Raw genomic sequence first — 25,337 nt, forward strand, 5'->3', positions numbered from 1 at the left:
CGGGAATGCGCGGCGGCGCGCGCGGATTGTCAAAATTTTTCGACCGGACCGTTCGCATCGCCGGCCTTATCCGCGCGGCCTTCGGACCTTACACTGCGGCGTTTCGTTCGAGTTCCGCCGACATGTCCGACCGCTCCAGGATCGCCGCCGTCTATCTGCTCGGCTTCGCGATCGATCTCGCCAACATGTTCATGCTCAACGCCGCGTATCCGGCGCTGCAGCGCGAACTGCACGCGTCGGTCGCGCAGCTCGCGTGGGTCGGCAACGCGTACGTGCTCGGCCTGACCGTCGTGATCCCGCTCGGCGCATGGCTCGCGCGCCGGGTCGGCGAGCGGCGCGTGCTGTCGGCGTCGCTGCTGCTGTTCGGGTGCGCGAGCCTCGGTGTCGCGCTGTCCGCGTCGATCGGCGCGCTGCTCGCATGGCGCTTGATCCAGGGGCTCGGCGGCGGCCTGCTGATCCCGGTCGGGCAGGCGATGACGTATCGCGCGTACCCGCCGGACGCGCGCGCGCATCTGACGTCGGTCGTGATGATGGTCGCGCTGCTCGTGCCCGCGCTGTCGCCGGCGCTCGGCGGCATCGTCGTCGACCGGGTGTCGTGGCGGGCGATCTTCGCCGGCATGCTGCCGCTCGCGGTCGCGACCTGCGGCCTCGCGCTCGCGTGGCTGCCGCCCGACGGCGCGCGTGCGCGGCCCGAGCCGCTCGACTGGCCGGGATTCGGCCTGAGCGCCATGGCGCTCGTCGCGCTGCTGTTCGGCCTGACGTTCGCCGGCCAGCCCGGCGCGGGCCGGCTCGCGATGCCGACGCTCGCGGCCGCGCTCGCCGCCGGCATCGGCTACGCGTGGCACGCGCGCCGCGCCGCCGCGCCGCTGCTCGATCTCGGCCTGCTCGCGCAGCCGCTGCTGCGTGTCGGCGTCGTCATCTATCTGTGCGTGCCGGGAGTATTCGTGGGCGTCAATCTCGTCGCCGCGCTGTACTTGCAGAACGGCCTCGGGTTGAGTGCCACGCATGCGGGCGCGCTGATGGCGCCGTGGGCGATCGCGTCGTTCGCCGCCATCGCGACGACGCGCCGGGGCTTGCCGCGCTGGGGCGCGAAGCCGCTGTTCGTCGGCGGCATCGTGGTGGACTGCGCGGGCATCGTGCTGCTCGCGACGCCGCTGGCCGCGATCGACGCGGGGCGCGTGGCCGCGTTCGCCGCGATGGGGTTCGGCGCCAGCCTGTGCACGAGCACCGCGCAGAGCGCGGCGTTCGTCGACGTGCCGGCGGAGCGCATGGGCGACGCGAGCGCGCTGTGGAACCTGAACCGGCAACTGAGCTTCTGTGTCGGCGTCGCGGTGCTCGGCAGCGCGTTCAACGGGCTGCTGGCGCTCGACGCGGGCGGCCCGGCATTGCTGCCTTACCGGCAGAGCTTCGCGCTCGCGGCCGCGCTGACGCTGATCCCGCTGTGGCTCGTCGCACGGCTTGCAACACGTCCCGCCGTGGTCGCGCAACCGGTTTCCCAACGATCCTGAGGAGCTTGCCTTGAAACTGTCGAATCCGTATTTCCAGGAAGTCGTCGACGCGCACGTCGACATCGAAGCATGGCTGTCCGGCCGCGCGGAGCCCGGGCGGCTCGCGACGCTGCTGGCGCGTTTTTCGCCGCAGTTCTCGATGATTACGGTGCAAGGTGCGCCGATCGGTTACGCGGGCGTCGACGCGCTGTTTTCGCAGGGATGGAATGCGCGCCCCGGGCTGCGGATCGAGATCGACGAATGTCGGGAAATCGCCGCATGCGATGGCGGCGCGGTGATCGGCTACCGCGAGACACAGACCGACGGGATGGGACGATGCACCGTCAGGCGCTCGACCGTCGTATTCGAGCGCGATGCGCACGGGCGCATCGTGTGGCGGCATCTGCACGAAACGCCGGTTGCGGGCTGATGCCGCGTCGGGTGGCCTCCAGCTTGCGCATCGGCAAGAGGAGGACCGGACCTCGACGACGTCATTCCGACTCCGTCCGGGCCGCCCCGCCCATTTGCTTCAGGAATCGCCGCTGCGCGGCGATCAGCTCGCGGTAGGTGAGCACCCGGTATGGCACGCCGTGGCGCGCGGCGATCGGCGCGGCGAGCGCCGCGAGCGCGTCGCAGTGGCGATGGTGCCAGGTCGGGAACAGATGATGGGTCGCGTGGCGGTGCAGCCCGCCGAGCCAGAACGCGAGCCAGCGCGGCTCGGGCAGCCAGTCGACTGCCGTATGCAGTCCATGCTCGCGCCAGCCGTGCGGCAGCGGCTCGCAGTCGGGCGCGCGGTAGAACGCAACGTCGGCCCAGTGCGTGCCGAGCAGCAGCCCGACGACGAAGCACGATGCGCACATCTGCGCGATCACATATGCGGCGATGACACCGCCCCATCCGATGCCTGTTCCGTGTAGTGCCCAGACGGGCAGCGCGAGCATCAGCGCGAAGTGCGTGAGCTTCGCGCCGACGAACGTGAGCCAGCCGCGCACGCCGGGCAGCGGGCGGTGCCGCGCGACGGGCGTCTTGCCGAGCCGATCCGACCAGTCGTAGATCCAGCCGATGTACGGCATCGACAGTGCCGCGATCAGCGGCCAGTACAGGTGCTGGTAGCGGTGGTGCGGGCGGCGCGTCTGGAACGGCGTCTGGCACAGGAAGAAGTTTTCCTCCAGATCGAGATCGCGGCCCTCGATGTTCGCGTACGGGTGATGAAACGCGATGTGGCGTACGCGCCAGTACGCCGGCTCGATCCCGAGCGGCACGGTGACCGCGCGCGCGATCCACGCGTTCAGCCGGCGGCCCGCGGCGGGCGAGACGCGAGGCGGCCCGATCAGCGTGCCGTGCGCGGCGTCATGCATGAAGTTGATCGCGAGCACTGCGAACAGCATCACGAACGCGACGTACCCGAGCGCGAAGCGTGCCGGGCCGCCGGCCGTCAGCGCGACACCGCCTGCGCCGAGTGCGGCGCTCAGCAGGACGGCGCCCTTGAGCCATTGCCGCGCGTCCGCGTAGCGGTGATCGTTTGCCCCGCGCAGGTAGGCGGCGGATGCGATGCGCAGCTCCGCGTCGAACGGCGGCGTGCCTTCGGGCCACACGTGGGTGGCGGGTCGCGGGTCCATCAGCGTGCTCCGAGCATCGCGCGGTGCCGCTCGCGCGCGAACAGGCAGGCGGCGCCGTGCAGTCCGACCAGCGCGACGAGCGCACAGCCGAGCGGATCGCGCCAGCCGAACCCGACGATGAAACAGGCCGGCATCGCGAGCGCCGCGACGCTCCATGCGGTGCGCGCCCACGCGCGTCCGTCCGACAGCGCGCCGAGCGCGATCGTCTGCGCGGCGATCCAGCCGAACAGCAGCGGCTGCTGCGGCGCGGGGAAGGTGCCTTGCCGGTGCACGTAGTAAATGACGACCGCGAACAGCGCGAGCCCGCCCGTCGCGATCCAGCCGTCGCCGATCCGCAGCGGATCGCGCGCGGGCAGCCGGGGCGCCGCGAGCCCGAGGTAGCGCAGCACCGGGATGTTGTTCGCCCAGAACGGATTGTCGGAGCGCACCGCGTCGTGCACGCCGTAGCGGATCGGCGCATGCGGCAGTTCGCGCTGGTAGGTGCCGAACAGCTTGTCCCAGATCAGCAGCGTGCCGCCGAAGTTCTTGTCGATGTATTCCGGGTTCAGGCCATGATGGACCCGGTGGTTCGCCGGCGTCACGAAGAAGCGGTCGAGCCAGCCGGACCGGTAGATCGTGCCGCAGTGGTTGTAGAACTGCACCGAATAGTGAAACCCGCCCACCAGCACGAACGCCTCGACGGGCACGCCGAGCATGGCGAGGCCCGCGAAGAACGGGATCGACGTAAGCGACGAGTACCACGAATTGCGCACGCCGAGCGACAGGTTGAAATGCTCGCCTTCGTGGTGGACGACGTGGACCGCCCACATCAGCGGAATCTTGTGATGCAGCCGGTGCAGCCAGTAGAAGCAGAAATCCCACGCGAAGAACGTGAAGATCCAGACGCCGGGCACGCCGAGCCGGTCGACCCAGTGCAGGTTCGCGTGCGCGGACAGCCACGCGAACACCGCGACCTCGGCGCCGCGGAACAGCCACAGCACGATGTGCCCGGAATTCAGGTTGAAGATCACGTCGCGCCACGGCGCGCGCTGCCCGCGCAGCCAGCGCAGGCCGGCCACGTCGGCGACCACGAGCGCCACCATCACGGCGAGCGGTAAAGCGAACACATTCATCAAGCGGTCCTCCGGGAGAACGCGGGCAGCCTTGCGGCGAGCATCCCGCAGGCGAGCGCGACGAGCACGCCCGCCGAAATGTCGAGCGCCAGGTGGCGGCGCGTCTGTACGATCGAGTAGGTGATCGCCGCGCTCCACAGCACGACGAGCGTGCTGCGCCACGGACGGCGCGTGTCGACGAGTGCGCGCGCCGCGAGGCAGGTCAGCGCCGCGTGCAGCGACGGCAGGCAGTTCTGCGCGGAATCGCCCGCCGCGAGGAGCCGCAACGCGGCGGCGCTCAACGACGCGCCGGTGACGGGCGGGTAGTGCAGCGTGGTCGGGAACAGCACGAAGACGATGCCGGACACGAGCGCGCCGAACTGCATCGCGCGCATCAGCCAAGCCACGCGTGCGGCGTCCGCGCGAAGGTACGCATACGGGATCAGCGCAAAGAACGACAGGTAGAGCCACACGCCGCTCGGATCGAATGGGACGAGCCGGTCGAGCGCGCTTTCGGTGAGTACCGTCCCGGGGCCCTGCAGCAGGCTGGACAGGGTATAGGCAACGCCGACCGCGCCCCAGCCGAGCGCCAGCGCGCGCAGTCGCGGCGGCAGCGCGATCATCGCGCCTCCTTCGCGCGGACGATGCGGCGCCGCTTCTGCGTGAAGTCGCGCGCGGGCACGACCGGGCTCAGGGTCCACGTGAGCGCGTCCGTGGCGACGCCGAGCCGCGCGAACACGTCGACGAGATGCTGCCGGCACGCGGCGAGCGCGCCGGAGCCCGCACCGTCCACGCCCGTGTCGACCGCGAGCGAGAGCGCGGCGGGCGCCGTCTGCGTCAGCCGGTAGTCGGCGTGCAGCGGCAGCGCCTGCGCGAGCGCCCGCGCGCAGACGTCGGCGAACACGGTGCGCGGCGTGCCGTCGTGGCCGGGCAGCACCAGCATGTCGTCGCAGCGCCCCTCGATCCGCTCGATCGCGAGCGCCGGGCTGCCGCAAGGGCAGGGTGTGCGGCGCACCGCGAGCACGTCGTCGAGCCGGTAGCGGACGATCGGCTGCGTGGAACGCGTGAAGTCGGTGATGACCGGCACGAAGCGCGTGTCGTCGAGCCACTGCGGTTCGACGTGGAGGAATTCCTCGTTCAGGTGCAGCGTGCCGTGCGCGCACGTCGCGCCGAGGAAGCCCTCGGTCGCCTGGTAGACCTCGTCGACGCGGCCGAACGTCTCGGCCAGCAGCACGCGGTCGAGCGGCTCCAGCACTTCGGCGACCGCGATGACGCGAGCCGGCCGCACGGCCAGCCGGCCTTCGCGCACGGCGATCGCGAGCGAGCACAGCACCTGGGCCGGCGCGACGACGATCGTCGGCCGGTACGCATCGAGCTGCGCGACCAGCGACTCGAACGGCTCGAACAGGTCGAAGAACCCGAACGACAGCCACGGCGTGCGGACCGCCGTGTACAGCCGGTTGTTCGCGCGCAGGAACAGCGCGACCCGTTCGCGATGCAGCAGCCCGTGCGGCAGCAGCTTCGCGAGCAGCACGCCGGCCCATGTCGCGCGCTCGGCCGGGCTCGCGACGAACACGCCGCGGCTGCCGGACGTGCCCGACGACAGGCCGACGCTGTAGCGCCCGAGCATCGGGCTGAAGTCGCGCGACTGCTCGGCGCGATGCGCGCACGCGAGCACCTCGTCGAGCGTCAGCCCCGCGGTGTTCATCGCGTCGAAGTGCGCGAGCATCGCCGCCTTGTCCATCAGCGGCCATGCGTCGCGCGGCTGGCTCGCGTACGGCGCGAACCACGGGCTGCGCGCGAGCACGGTGCGCGCGAATCGTTCGAGCCCGCGCGCCTGGTGGCGTTCGAGCGCCGCGCGGTCCGCGAAGCGGCGCGTGCGAGTGCGGGCGTAGGCCCACAGCAGGCGGTGCGGCTGCATCACAGTGCGCCCTCGTGTGTAAGCAGGATCGTCGCGCGGCCGCCGGCGTCGAGCTGATGCAGCCGGTCGAGCGTCGCGTAATAGGCGCGCGGATCGTCCATGATCAGGTGCGCGATCCGCGACGGTCCGCGCGGCTCGCGGTAGCCCTGCGGCGACCACGCCGAATCCGACGCGAGCAGCACCCAGCCGCTGTCGGTCGCGACGAACGCGCCGAGATGGCCCGCCGCGTGGCCGGGCAGTTCGACCAGCAGGATGTCGCCGCCGGCGTTCGGCAGCGCGTAGGCGTGCTCGAACGGCGCGAGCTCGGCGGGCAGCGCGACGCGCTCGAAGCTTTCGACGAAGCACGCGCGTGCGTCGAAGTCGTCCGGCATCAGGCCCGGCACGAAGCCGCGCCTGAGCGCCGCGATGCCGCGCAGCGGGCGCGTCGCGCGCCAGCCGTCCCCGGAACAGATCATCGGCACGCCCGGGAAGTCGCGCAGGCCCGCGATGTGGTCGCCGTGGAAGTGCGACACCACGACGCCCGCGAGATCGGCGGGGCGCAGGCCTTCGCGCGCGAGCTGCGCGGCGATCGCGTCGGTGGCGTTGAAGTACACGGGCGTCACCTTGCGGTACAGCGCGAACACGCCGCGCCGCGTGTGGTCGAGGAAGTGCGACGCGTAGCCGGTGTCCCACAGCCAGCGCCGGCCGTTCGCCTGCAGCAGGTAGCAGCGCGACGGGAACGCGCACGCGGAGAAGCCTGCGCCTCGCAGCGCGACGCAGCCGGGATGGGTGCAGTAGCCTGCCTCAAATGCCGTAATGGTTGCCATGCGTACGAATCCAGTCCGCGGTGAGACGTATGCCGTCGTCGATCGAGATCGGCGGCCGGTAGCCGAGCAGTGCGGCGGCGCGCGTGTTGCTGAGCGTCATGTCGAAATGAAGCGCGCCGATCCCGTAGCGCGTGAGCAGCGGCTCGCGGCCGCGCGCGTGGCCGCCCAGCTCGGAAACGCGTGCGAGCGCGTCCAGCAGCGGATACGGCAGCGCGCGGATCCGGTAGCGCAGCTGAAGCGTGTCGCCGAGCAGGCGTTCGAGCAGCGACGCGAGCGTGCACGGCTCGAAGTTCGTGATGTTGAATGCGGCGCCCGATGCGACCTGCGCGTGCGTCGCGACGCGCAGCGCATGCACGACGTTGCCGACGTAGGTCAGGTCGACGAGCGCGGCGCCGCCGCGCGGCAGCGGCAGCACGCCGCGTCGCGCGTGCAGCAGCTGCAGGATGCGCGGCACGATCACGCGGTCGTGCGGGCCGAACAGCCCGCGCGGGCGCAGCAGCACGAAGGTCGTGCCGGGATGCGCGCCGGCGAGCGCGCACAGCTCGTCTTCTGCCTGCGCCTTGGTCGCCGCGTAGTGATTCACGAAGCGCGCGGCGCGATACGACTCGTCGATGTCTTGGTGATGCCGGTAGTCGAAGTAGATCGACGGCGTCGATACGTGCACGAAGCGCGGCACGCCGCGCGCGGCGGCCGCTTGCGCGAGCCGGCGGGTTGCGGTCACGTTCGACGCGACGAAGTCGTCGCGCCGGCCCCACGGCGACGACAGCGCCGCGCAGTGCCAGACCGCATCGACGTCGCGCAGCAGCGCGTCGGCCTGCGCGTCGTCGAGCGTCGCGAGCTCCGCCGGCACGAACTCGGCGCCGGCCGCGCGCAACGCCTCACCCGCTTCGAGATTGCGGCCGGTTGCGCGCACGGCGCGGCCGTCCGCCAGCAGTGCGTCGACGGCGTTGCGGCCGAGCCCGCTCGTCGCGCCGGTCACGAGGATCTTCATGCGACGAGCACCATCCCGCCAACCGTCAGTCCGGCCGCGGTGCCGATCAGCAGCGCGCGGGTGCCGCGCGTGAAGCGTCCCTGCTCGATCGCTTCGTGCAGCGCGGTCGGGATCGACGCCGCGACCTGGTTGCCGTGCTGCGCGTAGATGTCGACGAGCGACTCGGGGCGCATGCCCAGACGCTTGCGGATGTGTTCCATCGCGAGGTGGCTCGCCTGATGCGGGATCACGACGTCGACGTTGCGCGCCGCGTGCGCGTTGCCGCCGAACAGCTGCTCGAGGAAGCCGCCGATCACCGTGGACGCGAGCCGGAACACGCGCTTGCCGTCCATCCGGAACAGGTAGTCGGCCGGCTCGGCGCCGATGCGCGGATTGCGGCGCGTGCCGCCTGCGCGGACTTCGCAGAACGCGTTGCCTGCGGGGTAGGTTTCCATCCGGAACGCCTCGATGCCGGTTGCCGCATCGCCGCGCTCGACGATCGCGGCGGCCGCGCCGTCGCCGAAGATCAGCGATGCTTCCGGGTCGTTCCAGTCGATGCCGCGTGACGCCAGGTCCGACGCGACGATCGCGATGCGCCGGTATGCGCCGCTCGCGAGCAGGCTTGCCGCGACCTGCAGCGCGGCGACGAAGCTCAGGCAGCTCGCGTTCACGTCGAACGCGGCGGTGCCGGCCGGCAGCCCGGCCGGCCCGAGAATCCGGCTCGCGGTGCTGGGCAGCGCCTGCTCGCCGACGCCCGACGCGGACAGCAGCAGGTCGATCGACGCAGGCGCGACCTGGCCGCGCTGCAGCGCGTCACGCAGCGCGGTCGCGGCCAGCCCGGATTGCGTTTCGGCGTCGTCGGCGTAGTAGCGGACGTCGATGCCCGACTTCTTGCGCGAGAAACCCGGCTTGTGCTCGAGCAGCGCGTCGAGCTCGCTGGACGTGACGCGCCGCGACGGCAGCGCCTTGCCGGTGCAAATGATTCGAATGGGAAGCATGGCGTGGGACAGTGGAAGCGGGGTGCCTGCGGTCACGCGCGAACGCGGCGCGCGATGCTTGACTTCGAGGGCCGATGACCGATTCCTGCGGAATGGATGTCAGGCGGGAAGCATTCGATGAAACAGGACACCTTTCTTTCTCTCAGTTTGATTATCTTGATCGTTATCGCGCTGGTGCGGGGAGCGCGCGCTGCTGACGGTTCCCTCTGACGCCGTTGGCCGACGCATGTCGTTCGCGACAGGGAAGCCATGTTGCAGGCCGGCCGAATGCTACCAAAATTGGTCGCCGACAGGGCGGCGTCGTTGTGCAGGGCCGTCTCACGTTACTCGGCGGCACGCATTGTGGTGCTGGCCGGCGTCCCGGGGCAGAAGTCATCGGCGCTGCGCATGAGCACGCACGCGATTGCCGGGTAATGCCGATACAGGTATTGCCACTACCAGCCAAGATGCTGTTTTTATTGGGTTTTTTCTCGTCGTGTGCGCACCGGAGCGCAATCTGCGTGGCATAATCGACCGCATCCGCAAGGCTTGTAAGTCACAACGACCCCGCATACCCATGGCACAGACTCTCTACGACAAACTGTGGAATACCCACGTGGTCCACACCGAGGACGACGGCACGGCATTGCTCTACATCGACCGCCAGCTGCTGCATGAAGTCACGAGCCCGCAGGCGTTCGAAGGGCTGAAGATCGCGCACCGCCCGGTGTGGCGCATCAGCGCGAACCTGGCCGTGTCGGACCACAACGTGCCGACGACGGACCGCAGCCACGGCATCGCCGATCCGGTCTCGAAGCTGCAGGTCGACACGCTCGACGCGAACTGCGACAGCTTCGGCATCACCCAGTTCAAGATGAACGACGTGCGCCAGGGCATCGTCCACATCATCGGCCCGGAGCAGGGCGCGACGCTGCCCGGCATGACGATCGTGTGCGGCGACTCGCACACGTCGACGCACGGCGCGTTCGGCGCGCTCGCGCACGGCATCGGCACGTCGGAAGTGGAGCACGTGCTCGCGACGCAGACGCTGCTGCAGAAAAAGAGCAAGAACATGCTCGTGAAGGTCGACGGCGCACTGCCGCGCGGCTGCACCGCGAAGGACATCGTGCTCGCGATCATCGGCAAGATCGGCACCGCGGGCGGCACCGGCTACGCGATCGAATTCGGCGGCTCGACGATCCGCGCGCTGACGATGGAAGGCCGGATGACGGTCTGCAACATGGCGATCGAAGCGGGCGCGCGCGCCGGCATGGTTGCCGTCGACGACACGACGATCGACTACCTGAAAGGCCGTCCGTTCGTGCCGACCGGCGCGGAATGGGACCAGGCCGTCGAGTACTGGCGCCAGTTCACGTCGGACGACGGCGCGCAGTTCGACCGCGTGGTCGAGCTGAACGCGGCCGAGATCGTCCCGCAGGTCACGTGGGGTACGTCGCCGGAAATGGTCACGTCGATCGACGGCCGCGTGCCCGATCCGGAACGCGAGAAGGATCCGGTCAAGCGCGACGCGATGGAGCGCGCGCTTGCCTACATGGCGCTCGAGCCGAACACGCCGATCGAATCGATCAACGTCGACAAGATCTTCATCGGCTCGTGCACGAACGCGCGCATCGAGGACATCCGCGCGGCCGCGTACGTCGTGAAGAAGCTCGGCCGCCGCGTCGCGCCGAACGTGCGGCTCGCGATGGTCGTGCCGGGCTCGGGCCTCGTGAAGGCGCAGGCCGAGCACGAAGGGCTCGACAAGGTGTTCACGGACGCCGGCTTCGAATGGCGCGAGCCGGGCTGCTCGATGTGCCTCGCGATGAACGCCGACCGGCTCGATCCGGGCGAGCGTTGCGCGTCGACGTCGAACCGCAACTTCGAAGGCCGGCAGGGCGCGGGCGGCCGCACGCACCTCGTCAGCCCGGCGATGGCGGCGGCGGCGGCGATCGAAGGCCACTTCGTCGACATTCGCAAGCTGGGGTAACGGGACACGGATCATGGAAAAATTCACAGTGCATACCGGCGTCGTGGCGCCGCTCGATCGCGAGAACGTCGACACGGACGCGATCATCCCGAAGCAGTTCCTGAAGTCGATCAAGCGCACCGGCTTCGGCCCGAACGCGTTCGACGAATGGCGTTACCTCGACCACGGCGAGCCGGGCCAGGACAACTCGAAGCGTCCGCTGAACCCGGACTTCGTGCTGAACCAGCCGCGCTACCAGGGCGCGTCGGTCCTGCTCGCACGCAAGAACTTCGGCTGCGGCAGCTCGCGCGAACATGCGCCGTGGGCGCTGCAGCAGTACGGCTTCCGCGCGATCATCGCGCCGAGCTTCGCGGACATCTTCTACAACAACTGCTTCAAGAACGGCCTGCTGCCGATCGTGCTGACCGAGCAGCAGGTCGATCACCTGTTCAACGAGACGGTCGCGTTCAACGGCTACCAGCTGACGGTGGACCTCGACGCGCAGGTCGTGCGCGCGCCGGACGGCCGCGAATACGCGTTCGACGTCGCCGCGTTCCGCAAGTACTGCCTGCTGAACGGCTTCGACGACATCGGCCTGACGCTGCGTCACGCGGACAAGATCCGCCAGTTCGAAGCCGAGCGGCTCGCGAAGCAGCCGTGGCTGAACAACAAGCTGGTCGGCTGACGTCGTCCTTCGAGCGGGCGCACGCCGCGCGTGCGCCGCTTCGCATCCACAACCTACCCAGTCAGGAATAACGCATGAAGATTGCAGTGCTGCCCGGCGACGGCATCGGTCCGGAAATCGTCAAGGAAGCGGTGAAGGTGCTGAACGCACTCGGCGAGACGTTCGAGCTCGAGGAAGCGCCGGTCGGCGGCGCGGGCTACGAGGCAAGCGGCCATCCGCTGCCGGACGCGACGCTGAAGCTCGCGAAGGAAGCGGACGCGATCCTGTTCGGCGCGGTCGGCGACTGGAAATACGACTCGCTCGAGCGCGCGCTGCGCCCCGAGCAGGCGATCCTCGGCCTGCGCAAGCATCTCGAGCTGTTCGCGAACTTCCGCCCGGCGATCTGCTATCCGCAGCTCGTCGATGCATCGCCGCTGAAACCGGAGCTGGTCGCGGGCCTCGACATCCTGATCGTGCGCGAGCTGAACGGCGACATCTACTTCGGCCAGCCGCGCGGCGTGCGCGCAGCGCCGGACGGCCCGTTCGCCGGCACGCGCGAGGGCTTCGACACGATGCGCTATTCGGAGCCGGAAGTGCGCCGCATCGCGCACGTCGCGTTCCAGGCCGCGCGCAAGCGCGCGAAGAAGCTGACGTCGGTCGACAAGGCGAACGTGCTCGAAACGTCGCAGTTCTGGCGCGACGTCATGATCGACGTGTCGAAGGAGTATGCGGACGTCGAGCTGTCGCACATGTACGTCGACAACGCGGCGATGCAGCTCGCGAAGGCGCCGAAGCAGTTCGACGTGGTCGTGACCGGCAACATGTTCGGCGACATCCTGTCCGACGAGGCGTCGATGCTGACCGGCTCGATCGGCATGCTGCCGTCGGCGTCGCTCGACAAGAACAACAAGGGCCTGTACGAGCCGTCGCACGGCTCGGCGCCCGACATCGCGGGCAAGGGCATCGCGAACCCGCTCGCGACGATCCTGTCGGCCGCGATGCTGCTGCGCTACTCGCTGAACCGCGCGGAGCAGGCCGATCGCATCGAGCGCGCGGTGAAAAAGGTGCTCGAGCAGGGCTACCGCACCGGCGACATCGCGACGCCGGGCTGCCGGCAGGTCGGCACGGTCGCGATGGGCGACGCGGTGGTTGCGGCGCTGTAAGAAGGCAGTAAAGGGTGCGAACGCGGCCGTGAAAAACGGCCCGTTCGCGCCGGGTTGGCCGTTGTGCGGCCAGACAGGTTTGTGTAGACTCGTGCGATGGCGCTGATTTCCCTGATCTCCCCGGTCTTGAAACTCCACGGCAACACTGCCCGTGCGGTTACGCGCGCCATCGTCATCACGAAAACCATTACCACGAAAACGATCATTAAACGCTGATCGCCGTCGTGCCCGCCTGTTTCCCCGCGCGGTCACGCGGGGACGGAAATGGCGGGGAAGCTCCATTCAAAGCAAAGGGTTAGTCATGAACGTAGGTCTCGTAGGTTGGCGCGGCATGGTCGGCAGCGTCCTGATGCAGCGCATGCAGGAAGAGGGCGATTTCGACCTGATCGAACCGGTGTTTTTCAGCACCAGCAACACGGGCGGCAAGGCGCCGTCGTTCGCGAAAAACGAGACTACGCTCAAGGACGCGACCAACGTCGACGAGCTGAAGAAGTGCGACGTGATCATCACGTGCCAGGGCGGCGACTACACGAACGACGTGTTCCCGAAGCTGCGCGCGGCCGGCTGGAACGGCTACTGGATCGACGCGGCGTCGTCGCTGCGGATGAACGACGACGCGGTCATCATCCTCGATCCGGTCAACCTCGACGTGATCAAGGACGCGCTCGTCAAGGGCACGAAGAACTTCATCGGCGGCAACTGCACGGTCAGCCTGATGCTGATGGCGCTCGGCGGCCTGTTCCGCGAGAACCTCGTCGACTGGATGACGGCGATGACCTACCAGGCCGCATCGGGCGCGGGCGCGCAGAACATGCGCGAGCTGCTGTCGCAGATGGGCACGCTGAACGGCGCGGTGCAGGAACAGCTGGCCGATCCGGCGTCCGCGATCCTCGACATCGACCGCCGCGTGCTGGCCGCGATGAACAGCGACGCGATGCCGACCAGCCACTTCGGCGTGCCGCTCGCGGGCTCGCTGATTCCGTGGATCGACAAGGATCTCGGCAACGGGATGTCGAGGGAAGAGTGGAAGGGCGGCGCGGAAACCAACAAGATCCTCGGCAAGCCGGCGATGGGCGAGCCGGGCTCGATCCCGGTCGACGGCCTGTGCGTGCGGATCGGCGCGATGCGCTGCCACTCGCAGGCGCTGACGATCAAGCTGAACAAGGACGTGCCGCTCGACGAGATCAACGGCATCCTCGCGTCGGCGAACGACTGGGTGAAGGTCGTGCCGAACGAGCGCGAAGCGTCGATGCGCGACCTGTCGCCGGCGAAGATCACGGGCACGCTGTCGGTGCCGGTCGGCCGCCTGCGCAAGCTCGCGATGGGCGGCGAATACCTGTCGGCGTTCACCGTCGGCGACCAGCTGCTGTGGGGCGCGGCCGAGCCGCTGCGCCGCATGCTGCGCATCCTGCTCGACAAGTAAGCCCGAAATGCGGAATCCGGCCCGCGGGCCGGATTGTCCACGCCAGCGCGCCGCGCCGGCCGTGACGATGTCACGGTCCGGCGCGGCGCGTTTTTCATATACGCGTCAGCGCATGTTCAGTACCGCCTGGTCGACCGCCTGCTGGGTCTTGATCGTCTGCGCGTTCGCCTGGTAATTGCGCTGCGCGGTGATCAGGTTCACGAGCTGGACCGTCAGGTCGACGTTCGAGTTTTCCAGCGCGCTGCCCTGCAGCACGCCGTGGTTCGTGCTGCCCGGCGCGGAAATCTGCGGCACGCCCGACGCGGAGCTCTCGGCGTACTGGTTGCCGCCGAGGTTCGTGAGGCCGTTCGGGTTGTTGAAGTTCGCGAGCGCGATCAGGCCGAGCGTCTGCGTCTGGCCGTTCGAGTAGTTGCCGGTCAGCTTGCCGTCCGCGCCGATCGTGAAGGTCGTCAGCGTGCCGCTCGCGAAGCCGTCCTGCGCGAGGTTGTTCACGCCGTCCTTGCCGCCGTACTGGGTCGTGCCGGTCAGGTCGAGCGTCAGCTTCTGCGGCGTCAGGGAGCCGCCGGTGGCCGGGATCGTGAACTGGAACTGGCCGGTCGAGCCGGTGACGGGTGCGACCGGCGTCGTGCTTGCGATCTGGCCCGACGTGTTGAACGCCACCGTGCCGAGATTGGTCGGCGTCTGGCCCTTGACGCCCGAGTAGACTTCCCACTGGCCGGCCGTCGCGCTCTTCACGAAATACATGTCGACTTGCTGCGCGCCGCCGAGCGTGTCGTACACCTGGATCGACGTCGAGTAGTTGTACGACGTGTTGACCGTCGGGCTGAACGGCGTCGTGGCCGGCACCTTGTCCTGCGAGTTCAGGTTGAACTGGCCGGTGATCTTGGTCGTCGCGGTCGGCGCGAGGTTGGTGGTGGGCGCCTGCATCGGCACGGTGGCCGCGGTGTTGATCACGCCGCCCGCGGTCGCGTTATAGCCCATCAGGTTGCGGCCGTGCGAGTCGACGATGAAGCCGTTCTTGTCGCGATGGAACGTGCCGTCGCGCGAATAGGTGACCACGCCGTCGTTCGACATCTGGAAGAAGCCGTTGCCGTTGATCGCGACGTCGAGCGCGTTGCCGGTCGTATTGATCGTGCCCTGGCCGAACTGCTGGTCCACCGACGCGAGCCCCGAGCCGATGCCGATCTGGGTGTTGACCGACGTCGCGACCGAGTTCGCGTACATGTCGGAGAAGTGCGCGCGGCTTTGCTTGAAGCCGACCGTGTTCGCGTTCGCGATGTTGTTGCCGATCACGTCGAGATTGTTCGACGCCCCGGCCAACCCGCTTAAGCCTTGCTGATAGCCCATGTTCGGTCCCCGTAACGAGCTGGTAAAGGAATGCAGTCGTGCGACTGCGCGGTAAAACTCCCTGAAATCTCGCCGCGTCAGTCCGGCCGATCGTAATGGTCGAATCGCGCTGATTCTTGTTTTCGGTTGATCGTAGCGGTGATCGTTATCGAATTTGTGTAGATTTGTGTAATGTGGGTGAATTACAAACGAAAGGTCGTTTTTGGAGGGATTTCGGGGCTCTATGATGAGCTTGAAATCCTTGCTGGGCGGGGGATTTGGTAGGATGAATGGTCAATTCGCCGATTAGATGGGAGGATTGCCTTCTTATCGATAGATTGAAATTATTTTGAATGTGATTGGGGGTGCTGGGGCGGGATTTATTTGAATTTTCGGCCGTGATTTCATTAACGGCAGGTGCGGCGAATTATTGATGGTGACGACGACGCTTTATTTTCGGGCTGCGGGTTTTTCGCCGGCGGTTTGGAGGCGGCGCCGGTCGCGCGCGAAATGCCCGGTGCAAAAACGTGAAAGCCCCGAACCGCTTGCGCGGCCGGGGCTTTCTTGCATCGATTCCTTTGGCACGAGGAGAGGATGCGTCGCGAAGTATAAGCCGGTGGATTCGTTCCCGGCAGGAGGTTAATGTAGGGAGTTGCCGCAATTGCTGAAGTTTTGTTTGCGAACCGGCGGGATGGCCCCGATTGCGCCGCCGGCCGTGCAGGCGCCGCCCGAAACGCCGCGTGCGTGCCGGCCGGTGCGCGGCAACCGGGGACGAATTCGGCCCGAATCCGGGCGCGTGAAGTAAACTACGCGGTTACGACGCGCAGACCAGCGGAAAGCGTCGCGTTCTGCGCGGCGCTTTTGCATTTCTGCGGCGACTTTTTTTGACGCTTCCAAACGCGAATCCGAGCCGCGCGCCAGCGCGGCGATAGAGCCAACGATGTCCCGAATTTTCTTGTTTCCGCGTCAGTCCCGTCTGTCGCGCGCCGTGAGCGGCGTGCTGGCGATCCTCGCGCTCGGCGCTGTCGCGCCCGCCTGGGCGGCCGGCGCCAGCGACGCTGCGGCGCCCGCTGCCGGCGCTGCCGCGCCGCTCACGATCACGGTCCAGCCGGGCCAGTCCCTCAACGACATTGCGATTGCGGCCACGCAGTCGCACGATCCCGGCGTGATCGCCCGGGCCGGGCGCGCGCTGTTCGACGCGAATCCGCAGGCGTTCATGAAACGCGATCCGAGCCGCCTGAAGGTCGGCTCGGCGCTGACGGTGCCGGCGCTCGATGCGACGGGCGCGGCGATCCCGTCCGGCGCGTCGGCGGCTTCCGTGGCGCCGGCCGCGTCCGCCGGCGCGGCGTCCGCGCCGCATCCCGCGTCGGCGGCGCATGCGGCGTCGGCGGTGCAGGGCGCGCCCGCGACGTCCGCCGTTCATCCGGCGCAGACGAGCGACGCGCATGCGGCGGCGGCAACGGCAGGCGCGTCGGCCGCCGTCGGCGCGTCCGCCGCGCACGGCGCGTCCGGGCCCGGCGCAGAGCCTGCGGCGCAGCAGGCCGGCGCGAGCGGGCCGCACGTGTGGAGCGGCTCGATCCAGGCCGCGCCGTCGTCCGCCAGCGAAGCGGCTGCGCCGTCGACGCCGGGCGTTCCGGCGGCCGGCTCGCATGCCGCCCCGGGCGCGGCGCCGGTGGCGGCCGCGTCGCAGGCGCGTCCGTCCAGTCTGCAGCAGTTGCTTGCACTGAAGAATCGCGTGCTGATGGAACTGCAGAAACACGGGATCGGCAAGCCGGCCGCAACCGGCGCGGCGGCCGATGCGGGGCGTCCGCAGACGCCTTCCGCGCCGCGTCCGGCGGCCGGCGACGCAGGCGCGTCCGCCACTGCGCCGGGGGCCAGCGAGGCCGCGGCGACCGGTGGCGCGGCAAGCGCGGCGCAACCGCAGACGCCGCCGGTGCGCCCGGTGAGGACGACCGGCGCGGCCGGGCAGGTCGACTGGCGCCCGGTTGCCGCGGCCGGCGCGGCAGCGGCGCTGCTGGTGGCCGGTCTCATGTGGCGCAAGCGTCGCAATGCGCGGCGCGGCGCTGCCGAGGCAGCTTCCGGCGCCGGCGACGTGAAGCCGTCGGTCGTGGAGGAGTTGCCGATCCAGCCCGAGACGCCGGTGTCGCGCGATGCGGCGGCCGACGTGCATCTGGCGGCCGCGACCGCGGCGGCGGTGGAGACGGTGGAGGCGCACGAAGCCCATGAAGCCCATGAAGCCCATGAAGCCCATGAAGCCCATGAAGCCCATGAAGCCCATGAAGCCCATGAAGCCCATGAAGCCCATGAATCTCACGATGCGCAGGTAGCGCCGCCGTCCGCCGAGCCTGCCCATGCCGATTCCACGCCGCACGCGCAGGAGGCGGGCGAGGTGGCGGAAGGGGTGGACGCCGGCCACGACAAGCAGCCGACCGACGCCCTGGTCGAAGCCCCGGTCAACGCGCCGGCCGACAAGCCGCTCGAAACGCCTGCCCACGCACCGGCCGACACGCCGGCCGCCCCGGCGGCGGACACGCAGCAAGCAATCATGCAGAGCGCGATCGCCGCGCTCGATAGTCTCGATATGCCGCTGCCGCCGCGCGTATCGGACGAAGCGTCGCTGTCGACGACCGAAACAGCCCCGAAGGCAGGGCTTTTTGTCGACGACAAGAGCGCAACTAACGGTCAACCCGCCCCGCGCCCGCCGGTTGGCGATGATGATCAGACCCCGGAACACCTTGCCGAGCAGGAAGAAGAGCCGGAATGGGACGGCGGCGCGACCCTGCACGGCCATTCGGGGGCGACGACCTCGGCATCTGCGTTCGCACCGCTCGGCGGCGCGCAGTTCGGCGCGCTGAAGCTAGACTTCGATCTCGACCTGCCGGCCGCGCCCGGCGCGGTGCCCCCGGCGCTCACGCCGGACGAGCTGGCGCGCATCGCGCGCAACAAGCTCGAACTCGCCGGCGAATACGTCGAGCTGGGCGATCTGGCCGGCGCACGGACGCTGTTGCAGGAAGTGGTCGACGCAAACGACGCCGCGACGCGCGACGACGCGCGCGCGCTGCTGGCGAAACTGGCGGACGAGGCGTGATGCGGATCGCGCTGGGCATCCAATACGACGGCGCGGCGTTTTGCGGCTGGCAGTCGCAGCCGCACGGCAAGACCGTGCAGGACGCGCTCGAGCGCGCGCTGGCCGAGTTCGCGCAGACGCCGCTGCATACGACGGTGGCGGGGCGCACCGACACCGGTGTGCACGGCCTCGGGCAGGTCGTGCACTTCGACACCGAGCTGGACCGCACCGACTTCTCGTGGGTCCGCGGCACCAACGCGTTCCTGCCGTCGACGGTTGCGGTGCAATGGGCGAAGCCGATGCCGGACGCGTTCCACGCGCGCTTCTCGGCGTTCGAGCGCACCTACTACTACGCGCTGTACGTGCATCCGGTGCGCTCGCCGATGCTCGACGCGCGCGCCGGCTGGATCCACACGCCGCTCGACGACGACGCAATGCGCGCGGCCGCGGCGCACCTGATCGGCGAGCATGACTTCTCGGCGTTCCGGTCGTCGGAATGCCAGTCGAAGACGCCGGTCAAGCACCTGTACCAGATCGACATCCGGCGCGCGGGCCACTTCGTGCATTTCCGGTTCCGCGCCAACGCGTTCCTGCACCACATGGTGCGCAACCTGATGGGCTGCCTCGTCGCGGTCGGCCGCGGCCGCTATCCGGCCGAGTGGCTCGCGGACGTGCTGGCCGGGCGCGACCGTAACCGCGCGGCGCCGACCTTCATGGCCGACGGGCTGTATCTTGCCCATGTCGGCTATCCTGCGGAATTCGCCGTTCCGCCCGCGCAGCTCGGCAGCGTGCCGTGGAGCGGCGTCTGGGCTGATCTGGATCCACAACCATGACCGACATCGCGCTCTCTTCCGATCCCGCCGCCGCGCCGCCGCGCACGCGCATCAAGCTGTGCGGCCTGTCGCGCCCCGACGACGTGCTGCACGCGGCGGCGCTCGGCGCCGACGCGATCGGCCTCGTGTTCTATCCGAAGAGCCCGCGCGCGGTGACGATCGCGCAGGCGGCCGAGCTGGCGCGCCTCGCGCCGCCGTTCGTGTCGGTCGTCGGCCTGTTCGTGAACGCGACGGTAGACGAGATCGAGGCGGTGGTGCGCGACGTGCCGCTGACGCTCTTGCAGTTCCACGGCGACGAAACGCCCGAGCAATGCGACGCGCTCGGCCGCGCGGCGCGGCTGCCGTGGCTGCGCGCGGTGCGCGTCGGCCCCTCGACGCAGTCGGCCGATTTGGTAGAATCGGCACTTCATTATTCGAAAGCGCGCGGCCTCCTGTTCGACACCCTCGTGCCGGACTACGGCGGCAGCGGCAAGGTCTTCGATTGGTCACTTATTCCCGCAGAGCTCGCGCGTCGGGCCGTTTTGAGTGGTGGCTTGAACGCGCAAAACGTCGGTGACGCGATCCGCCAGCTGCGTCCATTCGCTGTCGATGTCTCGAGCGGCATCGAAGTGGAGGGCGCAAAGGGCGTGAAGGATCACGCCCGGATGGCGGCGTTCGTGCGCGCGGTGCGCGAAGCGGACGCCGGGTGATGCATGCCGGTGCGGCGCCCCCAGGAACCGGGGCGCGCACCGACCGATCGAGAGTGACACCATGTACAACCTTCCTGATGATCGCGGCCACTTCGGCCCGTATGGCGGCGTGTTCGTCGCCGAGACGCTGATTCACGCGCTGGACGAGCTGCGCGCGGCGTACGAGAAATTCCAGCACGATCCCGACTTCGTCGCCGAATTCGAGCGCGAGCTGAAGCACTTCGTCGGCCGTCCGTCGCCGATCTACCACGCGCAGCGCTGGAGCGACACGCTCGGCGGCGCGCAGATCTACCTGAAGCGCGAAGACCTGAACCACACCGGCGCGCACAAGATCAACAACGTGATCGGCCAGGCGCTGCTCGCGAAGCGGATGGGCAAGAAGCGCGTGATCGCCGAGACGGGCGCCGGCCAGCACGGCGTCGCGACCGCGACGATCTGCGCGCGCTTCGGGATGGAGTGCGTCGTCTACATGGGCGCCGAGGACGTGCGCCGCCAGGCTGCGAACGTCTACCGGATGAAGCTGCTCGGCGCTACGGTCGTGCCGGTCGAATCGGGCTCGCGCACGCTGAAGGACGCGCTGAACGAAGCGATGCGCGACTGGGTCACGAACATCGAGAACACGTTCTACATCATCGGCACGGTCGCGGGCCCGCACCCGTACCCGATGATGGTGCGCGACTTCCAGCGCGTGATCGGCGACGAGTGCAAGGTGCAGATGCCCGAGCTCGCGGGCCGGCAGCCGGACGCGGTGATCGCCTGCGTCGGCGGCGGCTCGAACGCGATGGGCATCTTCTATCCGTACATCGACGACGCGTCGGTGCAGCTGATCGGTGTCGAGGCGGCCGGTGACGGGCTCGACACGGGCCATCACGCGGCGTCGCTGATCGCCGGCAGCCCGGGCGTGCTGCACGGCAACCGCACGTATCTGCTGCAGGACGACAACGGCCAGATCATCGAGACGCATTCGGTGTCGGCGGGCCTCGACTATCCGGGCGTCGGCCCCGAGCACGCATGGCTGAAGGACAGCGGCCGCGCGCAGTACGTGCCGATCACCGACGAGGAAGCGCTGAAGGCGTTCCACGACTGCTGCAGGATCGAGGGGATCATCCCGGCGCTCGAATCGAGCCACGCGATCGCGTATGGCGTGAAACTCGCGCCGACGCTGCCGAAGGACAAGATCCTGCTCGTCAACCTGTCGGGCCGCGGCGACAAGGACATGCACACGGTCGCCGAGCGATCGGGCATTTCGCTCTGACCCCGACCGATGCGTGACCTGATCGAAGAGCCGGCGGGCGGCGCCGCGAGCGAAGCGCAGGCGGTGCAAGCCGCCGTCGCCGAGCCGCGCGCGCTGCGCGCCGGCATCGAATTGCACAACCGCGATTTCCTGACCGAAGCCGCGCGCCTGCCGGACGCGTCGATCGACCTGATCGTCGCCGATCCGCCGTACGGGCTCGGCAAGGACTACGGCAACGACTCGGACAAGCGCTCGGGCGACGACCACCTCGCGTGGACGATTGCATGGCTGGAGCTGGCGATTTCGAAGCTCAAGCCGACCGGGTCGATGTACGTGTTCTGCACGTGGCAGTATGCGCCGGAGATCTTCAGCTTCCTGAAGACGAAGCTCACGATGATCAACGAGATCATCTGGGACCGGCGCGTGCCGAGCATGGGCGGCACGACGCGCCGCTTCACGTCGGTGCACGACAACATCGGCTTTTTCGCGGTGTCCAAGGCGTATTACTTCGATCTCGATCCGGTCCGCATCCCATACGACGCCGATACGAAGAAGGCCCGCTCGCGCAAGCTGTTCGAAGGCAGCAAGTGGCTGGAGATGGGCTACAACCCGAAGGACGTCTGGTCGGTCTCGCGCCTGCACCGGCAGCACGCGGAGCGCGTCGATCATCCGACCCAGAAGCCGCTGGAAATCATCGAGCGGATGGTGCTCGCGAGCTGCCCGCCGGGCGGCCGCGTGCTCGATCCGTTCATGGGCAGCGGCACGACCGCGGTGGCCTGCGCGAGGCAGGGGCGCGACTTCGTCGGCTACGAGATCAACGAAAGTTATTGCGCGATCGCGCACGAGCGCATTGCCGCGCTCGATGCGCAGGCGTGCGCGTGAGTCGCGCCGCCGTTTCGCCGAACGAATCGAGGAAAATTGCCATGTCCCGTATCCAGCAGACCTTCGCAGCGCTCGCCGAACAAGGCCGCAAGGGCCTGATTCCGTTCATCACCGCGGGCGACCCCGATCCCGCGAAGACCGTCGACTTCATGCACGCGCTCGCCGAAGGCGGCGCGGACGTGATCGAGCTCGGCGTGCCGTTCTCGGACCCGATGGCCGACGGCCCCGTGATCCAGCGCTCGTCGGAGCGCGCGCTCGAACGCGGCGTCACGCTGAAGAGCGTGCTCGCCGACGTGAAGCGCTTTCGCGAGACCAACCAGACAACCCCCGTCGTGCTGATGGGCTATGCGAACCCGATCGAGCGGATGGGTGTCGACGCGTTCGCCGAGCAGGCGCATGCGGCCGGCGTCGACGGCGTGCTCGTCGTCGACTATCCGCCGGAAGAGGCGGGGGTGTTCGCGGAAAAAATGCGCGCCGCGCAGATCGATCCGATCTTCCTGCTCGCGCCGACGTCGACCGACGAACGCATCGCGGACGTCGGCAAGATCGCGAGCGGCTACGTGTATTACGTGTCGCTCAAGGGCGTGACCGGCGCCGGAAATCTGGATGTTTCGAGCATTGCGGGTAAAATCCCGGCCATCAAGTCGCGTGTGCCGGTTCCGGTGGGCGTCGGCTTCGGCATCCGCGACGCCGAAACGGCGCGCGCGGTGGCCGAAGTGTCGGACGCCGTCGTGATCGGCAGCCGTCTGGTGCAGCTCCTCGAGAGCGCCGCGCCGGAAGGCGCCGTCGCCGCGCTGAAGGCGTTCGTCGCCGAGGTGCGCGCCGCGCTGGACGGCGCGGGCAGGACGGCCGCGTAAGTAAACAACCTAGCTACCTAGGAAAGCGGGCCCGGGCGCATGTTGCCCGGCCTGCCACGGAACAGGAAACCAAACGATGAGCTGGCTCGACAAACTGTTGCCGCCGAAGATCAAGCAGACCGACCCGAAAAGCCGCAAGGGCATTCCGGAAGGCCTGTGGGTCAAGTGCCCGTCCTGCGAGGCCGTGCTGTACCGCAACGACGTGGACGCGAACCTGCACGTGTGCCCGAAATGCGATCATCACATGCGGATCGGCGCGCGCGAGCGCCTCGATGCGCTGCTCGATCCGGAAGGCCGCTACGAGATCGGCCAGGAGATCGTGCCGGTCGACACGCTGAAGTTCAAGGACAGCCGCAAGTATCCGGATCGTCTGAAGGAAGCGATGGAAGACACCGGCGAGACCGACGCGATGGTCGTGATGGGCGGTGCGATCCACACGCTGCCGGTCGTCGCCGCGTGCTTCGAGTTTTCGTTCATGGGCGGCTCGATGGGCTCGGTGGTCGGCGAGCGCTTCGCGCGCGGTGCGCAGAACGCGCTCGAGCAGCAGGTGCCGTTCATCTGCTTCACCGCTTCGGGCGGCGCGCGGATGCAGGAAAGCCTGCTGTCGCTGATGCAGATGGCAAAGACCACCGCGATGCTGACCAAGCTGGCGGAAGCGAAGCTGCCGTTCATCTCGGTGCTGACCGATCCGACGATGGGCGGCGTGTCGGCGAGCTTCGCGTTCCTCGGCGACGTCGTGATCGCCGAGCCGAAGGCGCTGATCGGCTTCGCCGGCCCGCGCGTGATCGAGCAGACGGTGCGGGAGAAGCTGCCGGAAGGCTTCCAGCGCGCGGAATTCCTGATTAAAACGGGTGCGATCGACATGATCGTCGACCGTCGCAAGCTGCGCGACGAGATCGCGCAGCTGCTCGCGCTGCTGCAGCGCCAGCCGGCCGACGCGCTGGCCTGATCGGCGCCCAGGGTGTGAACCGCGCGCGTCGCCTGGCTCGATCGCCAGGCGGCGCGCTTCGTTTTTTTGCGTAGTGGCGGTACCGATTCAGATTTGATCCGATGAGCACTTTTCCCACTCTCGACGCGTGGCTTTCGCATCTCGAGCGCGCGCACCCGGTCGGCATCGACATGGGCCTCACCCGCATCGGCCAGGTCAAGGCGGCGCTCGGGCTCGAATTCGCGTGCCCGGTGATCACGGTCGGCGGCACCAACGGCAAGGGCTCGACCTGCGCGTTCCTCGAGACGATCCTCGTGCGCGCCGGCTACAAGGTCGGCTGCCACACGTCGCCGCACCTGCTCGCGTTCAACGAGCGGGCGAGGGTGAACGGCGAGACGGTCGCCGACGACGAGCTGCTGCCGCATTTCGAGGCCGTCGAAGCGGCGCGCACGTCGCTGCCGGAGCCGGTGTCGCTCACGTACTTCGAATTCACGACGCTCGCGATCCTGCACCTGTTCGCGGCGCGCGGGCTCGACGCGGTGATCCTCGAAGTCGGCCTCGGCGGCCGGCTCGACGCGGTCAACATCATCGACACCGACTGCGCGATCGTCACGAGCATCGACATCGATCACACCGAATACCTCGGCGACACGCGCGAAAAGATCGCGTTCGAGAAGGCCGGGATCTTCCGGCCGGGCAAGCCCGCGATCTGCGGCGATCCGGCTGTACCGCAAACGCTGATCGACCACGCGGACGCGATCGGTGCGGACCTGTGGCTCGTCGGCCGCGATTTCCGCTACGAGGCGCAGCCCGGCGCGGAGCGCCAGCAGTGGAGCTACCTCGGCCGCGACAAGCGCTATCCGGCGCTCGCATACCCGGCGCTGCGCGGCGCGAATCAACTGATCAATGCGTCGGCGGCGCTCGCCGCGCTCGAATCGCTGCGCGCGGTGCTGCCGGTGTCCGCGCAGGACATCCGGCTCGGGCTCGCGAACGTCGAGCTGCCGGGCCGCTTCCAGGTGCTGCCGGGCAAGCCGGCGATCGTGCTCGACGTCGCGCACAATCCGCATGCGGCGGCCGTGCTCGCGCAGAATCTCGGCAACATGGGCTTCTTCCCGTACACGTACGCGGTGTTCGGCGCGATGCACGACAAGGATATCGACGGCGTGCTGCGGCACCTGAAGGGCGAGATCGACCACTGGTGCGTGACGGACCTGCCGCTGCCGCGCGCGGCGAGCGCTGAACAGCTGGAAGCCGCGCTGCGCCACGCGGGCGTCGAGGACGGCCCGGATTCGAGCGTCACGCGCCACGCGTCGCCGGCCGATGCGTTTCGCGATGCACTAAAAAGAGCATCGGAGAATGATAGAATCGTGGTTTTCGGCAGTTTCCATACGGTAGCTGGCGTGATGGCCTATCGTAAATCGCAGCAACACTGAC

Annotated in this window: 23 protein-coding genes; 15 read left to right on the plus strand and 8 right to left on the minus strand. The window is 68.6% G+C overall.

Annotation, left to right across the window (positions count from 1 at the left end; translation table 11 throughout):
• Window positions 1-122: 122 nt before the first annotated feature.
• Both HWX31_RS23370 and HWX31_RS23375 read left to right on the plus strand, forming a co-directional pair.
• The gene (locus tag HWX31_RS23370) at window positions 123-1,508 is read left to right on the plus strand and encodes an MFS transporter (RefSeq protein WP_174962911.1); all 1,386 of its coding nucleotides are present in this window, start codon (window positions 123-125) and stop codon (window positions 1,506-1,508) included.
• A gap of 10 nt (window positions 1,509-1,518) precedes the next feature.
• On the plus strand, window positions 1,519-1,917 hold the full coding sequence (locus tag HWX31_RS23375) for a DUF4440 domain-containing protein (RefSeq protein ID WP_174962913.1): 399 nt from the start codon (window positions 1,519-1,521) through the stop codon (window positions 1,915-1,917).
• A 61-nt stretch (window positions 1,918-1,978) separates the two neighbouring features.
• Here the strand turns inward: HWX31_RS23375 and HWX31_RS23380 are convergent, their stop codons facing one another.
• From HWX31_RS23380 to HWX31_RS23410, 7 genes are read right to left on the minus strand one after another with little or no spacing between them, the layout of a single operon-like run.
• Complete coding sequence (locus HWX31_RS23380) at window positions 1,979-3,106, minus strand: fatty acid desaturase family protein (RefSeq protein WP_174962915.1); 1,128 nt, start codon at window positions 3,104-3,106, stop codon at window positions 1,979-1,981.
• A complete protein-coding gene (locus HWX31_RS23385) occupies window positions 3,106-4,218 on the minus strand; it encodes a sterol desaturase family protein (protein ID WP_174962917.1) in 1,113 nt (370 codons plus the stop codon). Before HWX31_RS23385 ends, HWX31_RS23380 begins: the two co-directional genes overlap by 1 nt.
• Window positions 4,218-4,820, minus strand: coding sequence for a phosphatase PAP2 family protein (locus HWX31_RS23390; RefSeq protein WP_174962919.1), 603 nt, complete (start codon window positions 4,818-4,820; stop codon window positions 4,218-4,220). Before HWX31_RS23390 ends, HWX31_RS23385 begins: the two co-directional genes overlap by 1 nt.
• A complete protein-coding gene (locus HWX31_RS23395; RefSeq protein WP_174962921.1) occupies window positions 4,817-6,118 on the minus strand; it encodes a F390 synthetase-related protein in 1,302 nt (433 codons plus the stop codon). The genes HWX31_RS23390 and HWX31_RS23395 overlap by 4 nt, the downstream gene beginning before the upstream one ends.
• Window positions 6,118-6,924, minus strand: coding sequence for an MBL fold metallo-hydrolase (locus HWX31_RS23400; protein WP_174962923.1), 807 nt, complete (start codon window positions 6,922-6,924; stop codon window positions 6,118-6,120). Before HWX31_RS23400 ends, HWX31_RS23395 begins: the two co-directional genes overlap by 1 nt.
• Complete coding sequence (locus HWX31_RS23405) at window positions 6,902-7,915, minus strand: NAD-dependent epimerase/dehydratase family protein (RefSeq protein ID WP_174962925.1); 1,014 nt, start codon at window positions 7,913-7,915, stop codon at window positions 6,902-6,904. Before HWX31_RS23405 ends, HWX31_RS23400 begins: the two co-directional genes overlap by 23 nt.
• On the minus strand, window positions 7,912-8,892 hold the full coding sequence (locus HWX31_RS23410; protein ID WP_174962927.1) for a 3-oxoacyl-[acyl-carrier-protein] synthase III C-terminal domain-containing protein: 981 nt from the start codon (window positions 8,890-8,892) through the stop codon (window positions 7,912-7,914). The genes HWX31_RS23405 and HWX31_RS23410 overlap by 4 nt, the downstream gene beginning before the upstream one ends.
• 556 nt (window positions 8,893-9,448) lie before the next feature.
• Between HWX31_RS23410 and leuC the strand changes: the two genes are divergently transcribed.
• The 5 genes from leuC (at window position 9,449) to asd (ending at window position 14,087) form a co-directional block, all read left to right on the plus strand.
• Window positions 9,449-10,858, plus strand: a complete 1,410-nt coding sequence (gene leuC, locus HWX31_RS23415) for a 3-isopropylmalate dehydratase large subunit (protein ID WP_059609238.1) — start codon at window positions 9,449-9,451, stop codon at window positions 10,856-10,858.
• A 13-nt stretch (window positions 10,859-10,871) separates the two neighbouring features.
• Window positions 10,872-11,522 (plus strand): 3-isopropylmalate dehydratase small subunit, encoded by a 651-nt coding sequence (gene leuD, locus HWX31_RS23420; protein ID WP_059609237.1) that lies wholly within the window; start codon window positions 10,872-10,874, stop codon window positions 11,520-11,522.
• Window positions 11,523-11,596: 74 nt separating this feature from the next.
• Window positions 11,597-12,664 carry a 3-isopropylmalate dehydrogenase gene (gene leuB, locus HWX31_RS23425; protein WP_174962929.1) on the plus strand — a complete coding sequence of 356 codons (1,068 nt, stop codon included), beginning with the start codon at window positions 11,597-11,599 and terminating at the stop codon, window positions 12,662-12,664.
• A 96-nt stretch (window positions 12,665-12,760) separates the two neighbouring features.
• A complete protein-coding gene (locus tag HWX31_RS23430; RefSeq protein ID WP_059528214.1) occupies window positions 12,761-12,880 on the plus strand; it encodes a hypothetical protein in 120 nt (39 codons plus the stop codon).
• Between the two features lie 85 nt (window positions 12,881-12,965).
• Complete coding sequence (gene asd / locus HWX31_RS23435; protein WP_174962931.1) at window positions 12,966-14,087, plus strand: aspartate-semialdehyde dehydrogenase; 1,122 nt, start codon at window positions 12,966-12,968, stop codon at window positions 14,085-14,087.
• Window positions 14,088-14,192: 105 nt separating this feature from the next.
• Here the strand turns inward: asd and flgE are convergent, their stop codons facing one another.
• Window positions 14,193-15,434 carry a flagellar hook protein FlgE gene (flgE, locus tag HWX31_RS23440; protein ID WP_175933968.1) on the minus strand — a complete coding sequence of 414 codons (1,242 nt, stop codon included), beginning with the start codon at window positions 15,432-15,434 and terminating at the stop codon, window positions 14,193-14,195.
• 919 nt (window positions 15,435-16,353) lie between these two features.
• On the opposite strand from flgE, the gene HWX31_RS23445 reads away from it, so the two are divergent.
• From HWX31_RS23445 to folC, 8 genes are all read left to right on the plus strand, one after another.
• The gene (locus tag HWX31_RS23445) at window positions 16,354-18,501 is read left to right on the plus strand and encodes a FimV/HubP family polar landmark protein (protein WP_175933969.1); all 2,148 of its coding nucleotides are present in this window, start codon (window positions 16,354-16,356) and stop codon (window positions 18,499-18,501) included.
• Window positions 18,501-19,313, plus strand: a complete 813-nt coding sequence (gene truA, locus HWX31_RS23450; protein WP_174963845.1) for a tRNA pseudouridine(38-40) synthase TruA — start codon at window positions 18,501-18,503, stop codon at window positions 19,311-19,313. The genes HWX31_RS23445 and truA overlap by 1 nt, the downstream gene beginning before the upstream one ends.
• Window positions 19,310-20,002 (plus strand): phosphoribosylanthranilate isomerase, encoded by a 693-nt coding sequence (locus HWX31_RS23455; RefSeq protein WP_174963846.1) that lies wholly within the window; start codon window positions 19,310-19,312, stop codon window positions 20,000-20,002. Before truA ends, HWX31_RS23455 begins: the two co-directional genes overlap by 4 nt.
• Before the next feature lie 61 nt (window positions 20,003-20,063).
• A complete protein-coding gene (gene trpB, locus HWX31_RS23460) occupies window positions 20,064-21,257 on the plus strand; it encodes a tryptophan synthase subunit beta (RefSeq protein WP_059616596.1) in 1,194 nt (397 codons plus the stop codon).
• A gap of 9 nt (window positions 21,258-21,266) precedes the next feature.
• On the plus strand, window positions 21,267-22,118 hold the full coding sequence (locus HWX31_RS23465; RefSeq protein ID WP_174963847.1) for a DNA-methyltransferase: 852 nt from the start codon (window positions 21,267-21,269) through the stop codon (window positions 22,116-22,118).
• Between the two features lie 41 nt (window positions 22,119-22,159).
• Window positions 22,160-22,975, plus strand: a complete 816-nt coding sequence (gene trpA, locus HWX31_RS23470) for a tryptophan synthase subunit alpha (protein ID WP_174963848.1) — start codon at window positions 22,160-22,162, stop codon at window positions 22,973-22,975.
• Between the two features lie 76 nt (window positions 22,976-23,051).
• A complete protein-coding gene (gene accD / locus HWX31_RS23475; protein WP_174963849.1) occupies window positions 23,052-23,924 on the plus strand; it encodes an acetyl-CoA carboxylase, carboxyltransferase subunit beta in 873 nt (290 codons plus the stop codon).
• Window positions 23,925-24,025: 101 nt separating this feature from the next.
• Entirely contained in the window at window positions 24,026-25,336 is a 1,311-nt protein-coding gene (gene folC, locus HWX31_RS23480) for a bifunctional tetrahydrofolate synthase/dihydrofolate synthase (RefSeq protein ID WP_174963850.1), read from the plus strand.
• The last annotated feature ends 1 nt before the right edge of the window (window position 25,337 follow it).

The sequence above is a fragment of the Burkholderia ubonensis genome (assembly GCF_902833085.1).
GTDB classification, from domain to species: Bacteria; Pseudomonadota; Gammaproteobacteria; order Burkholderiales; family Burkholderiaceae; genus Burkholderia; species Burkholderia ubonensis.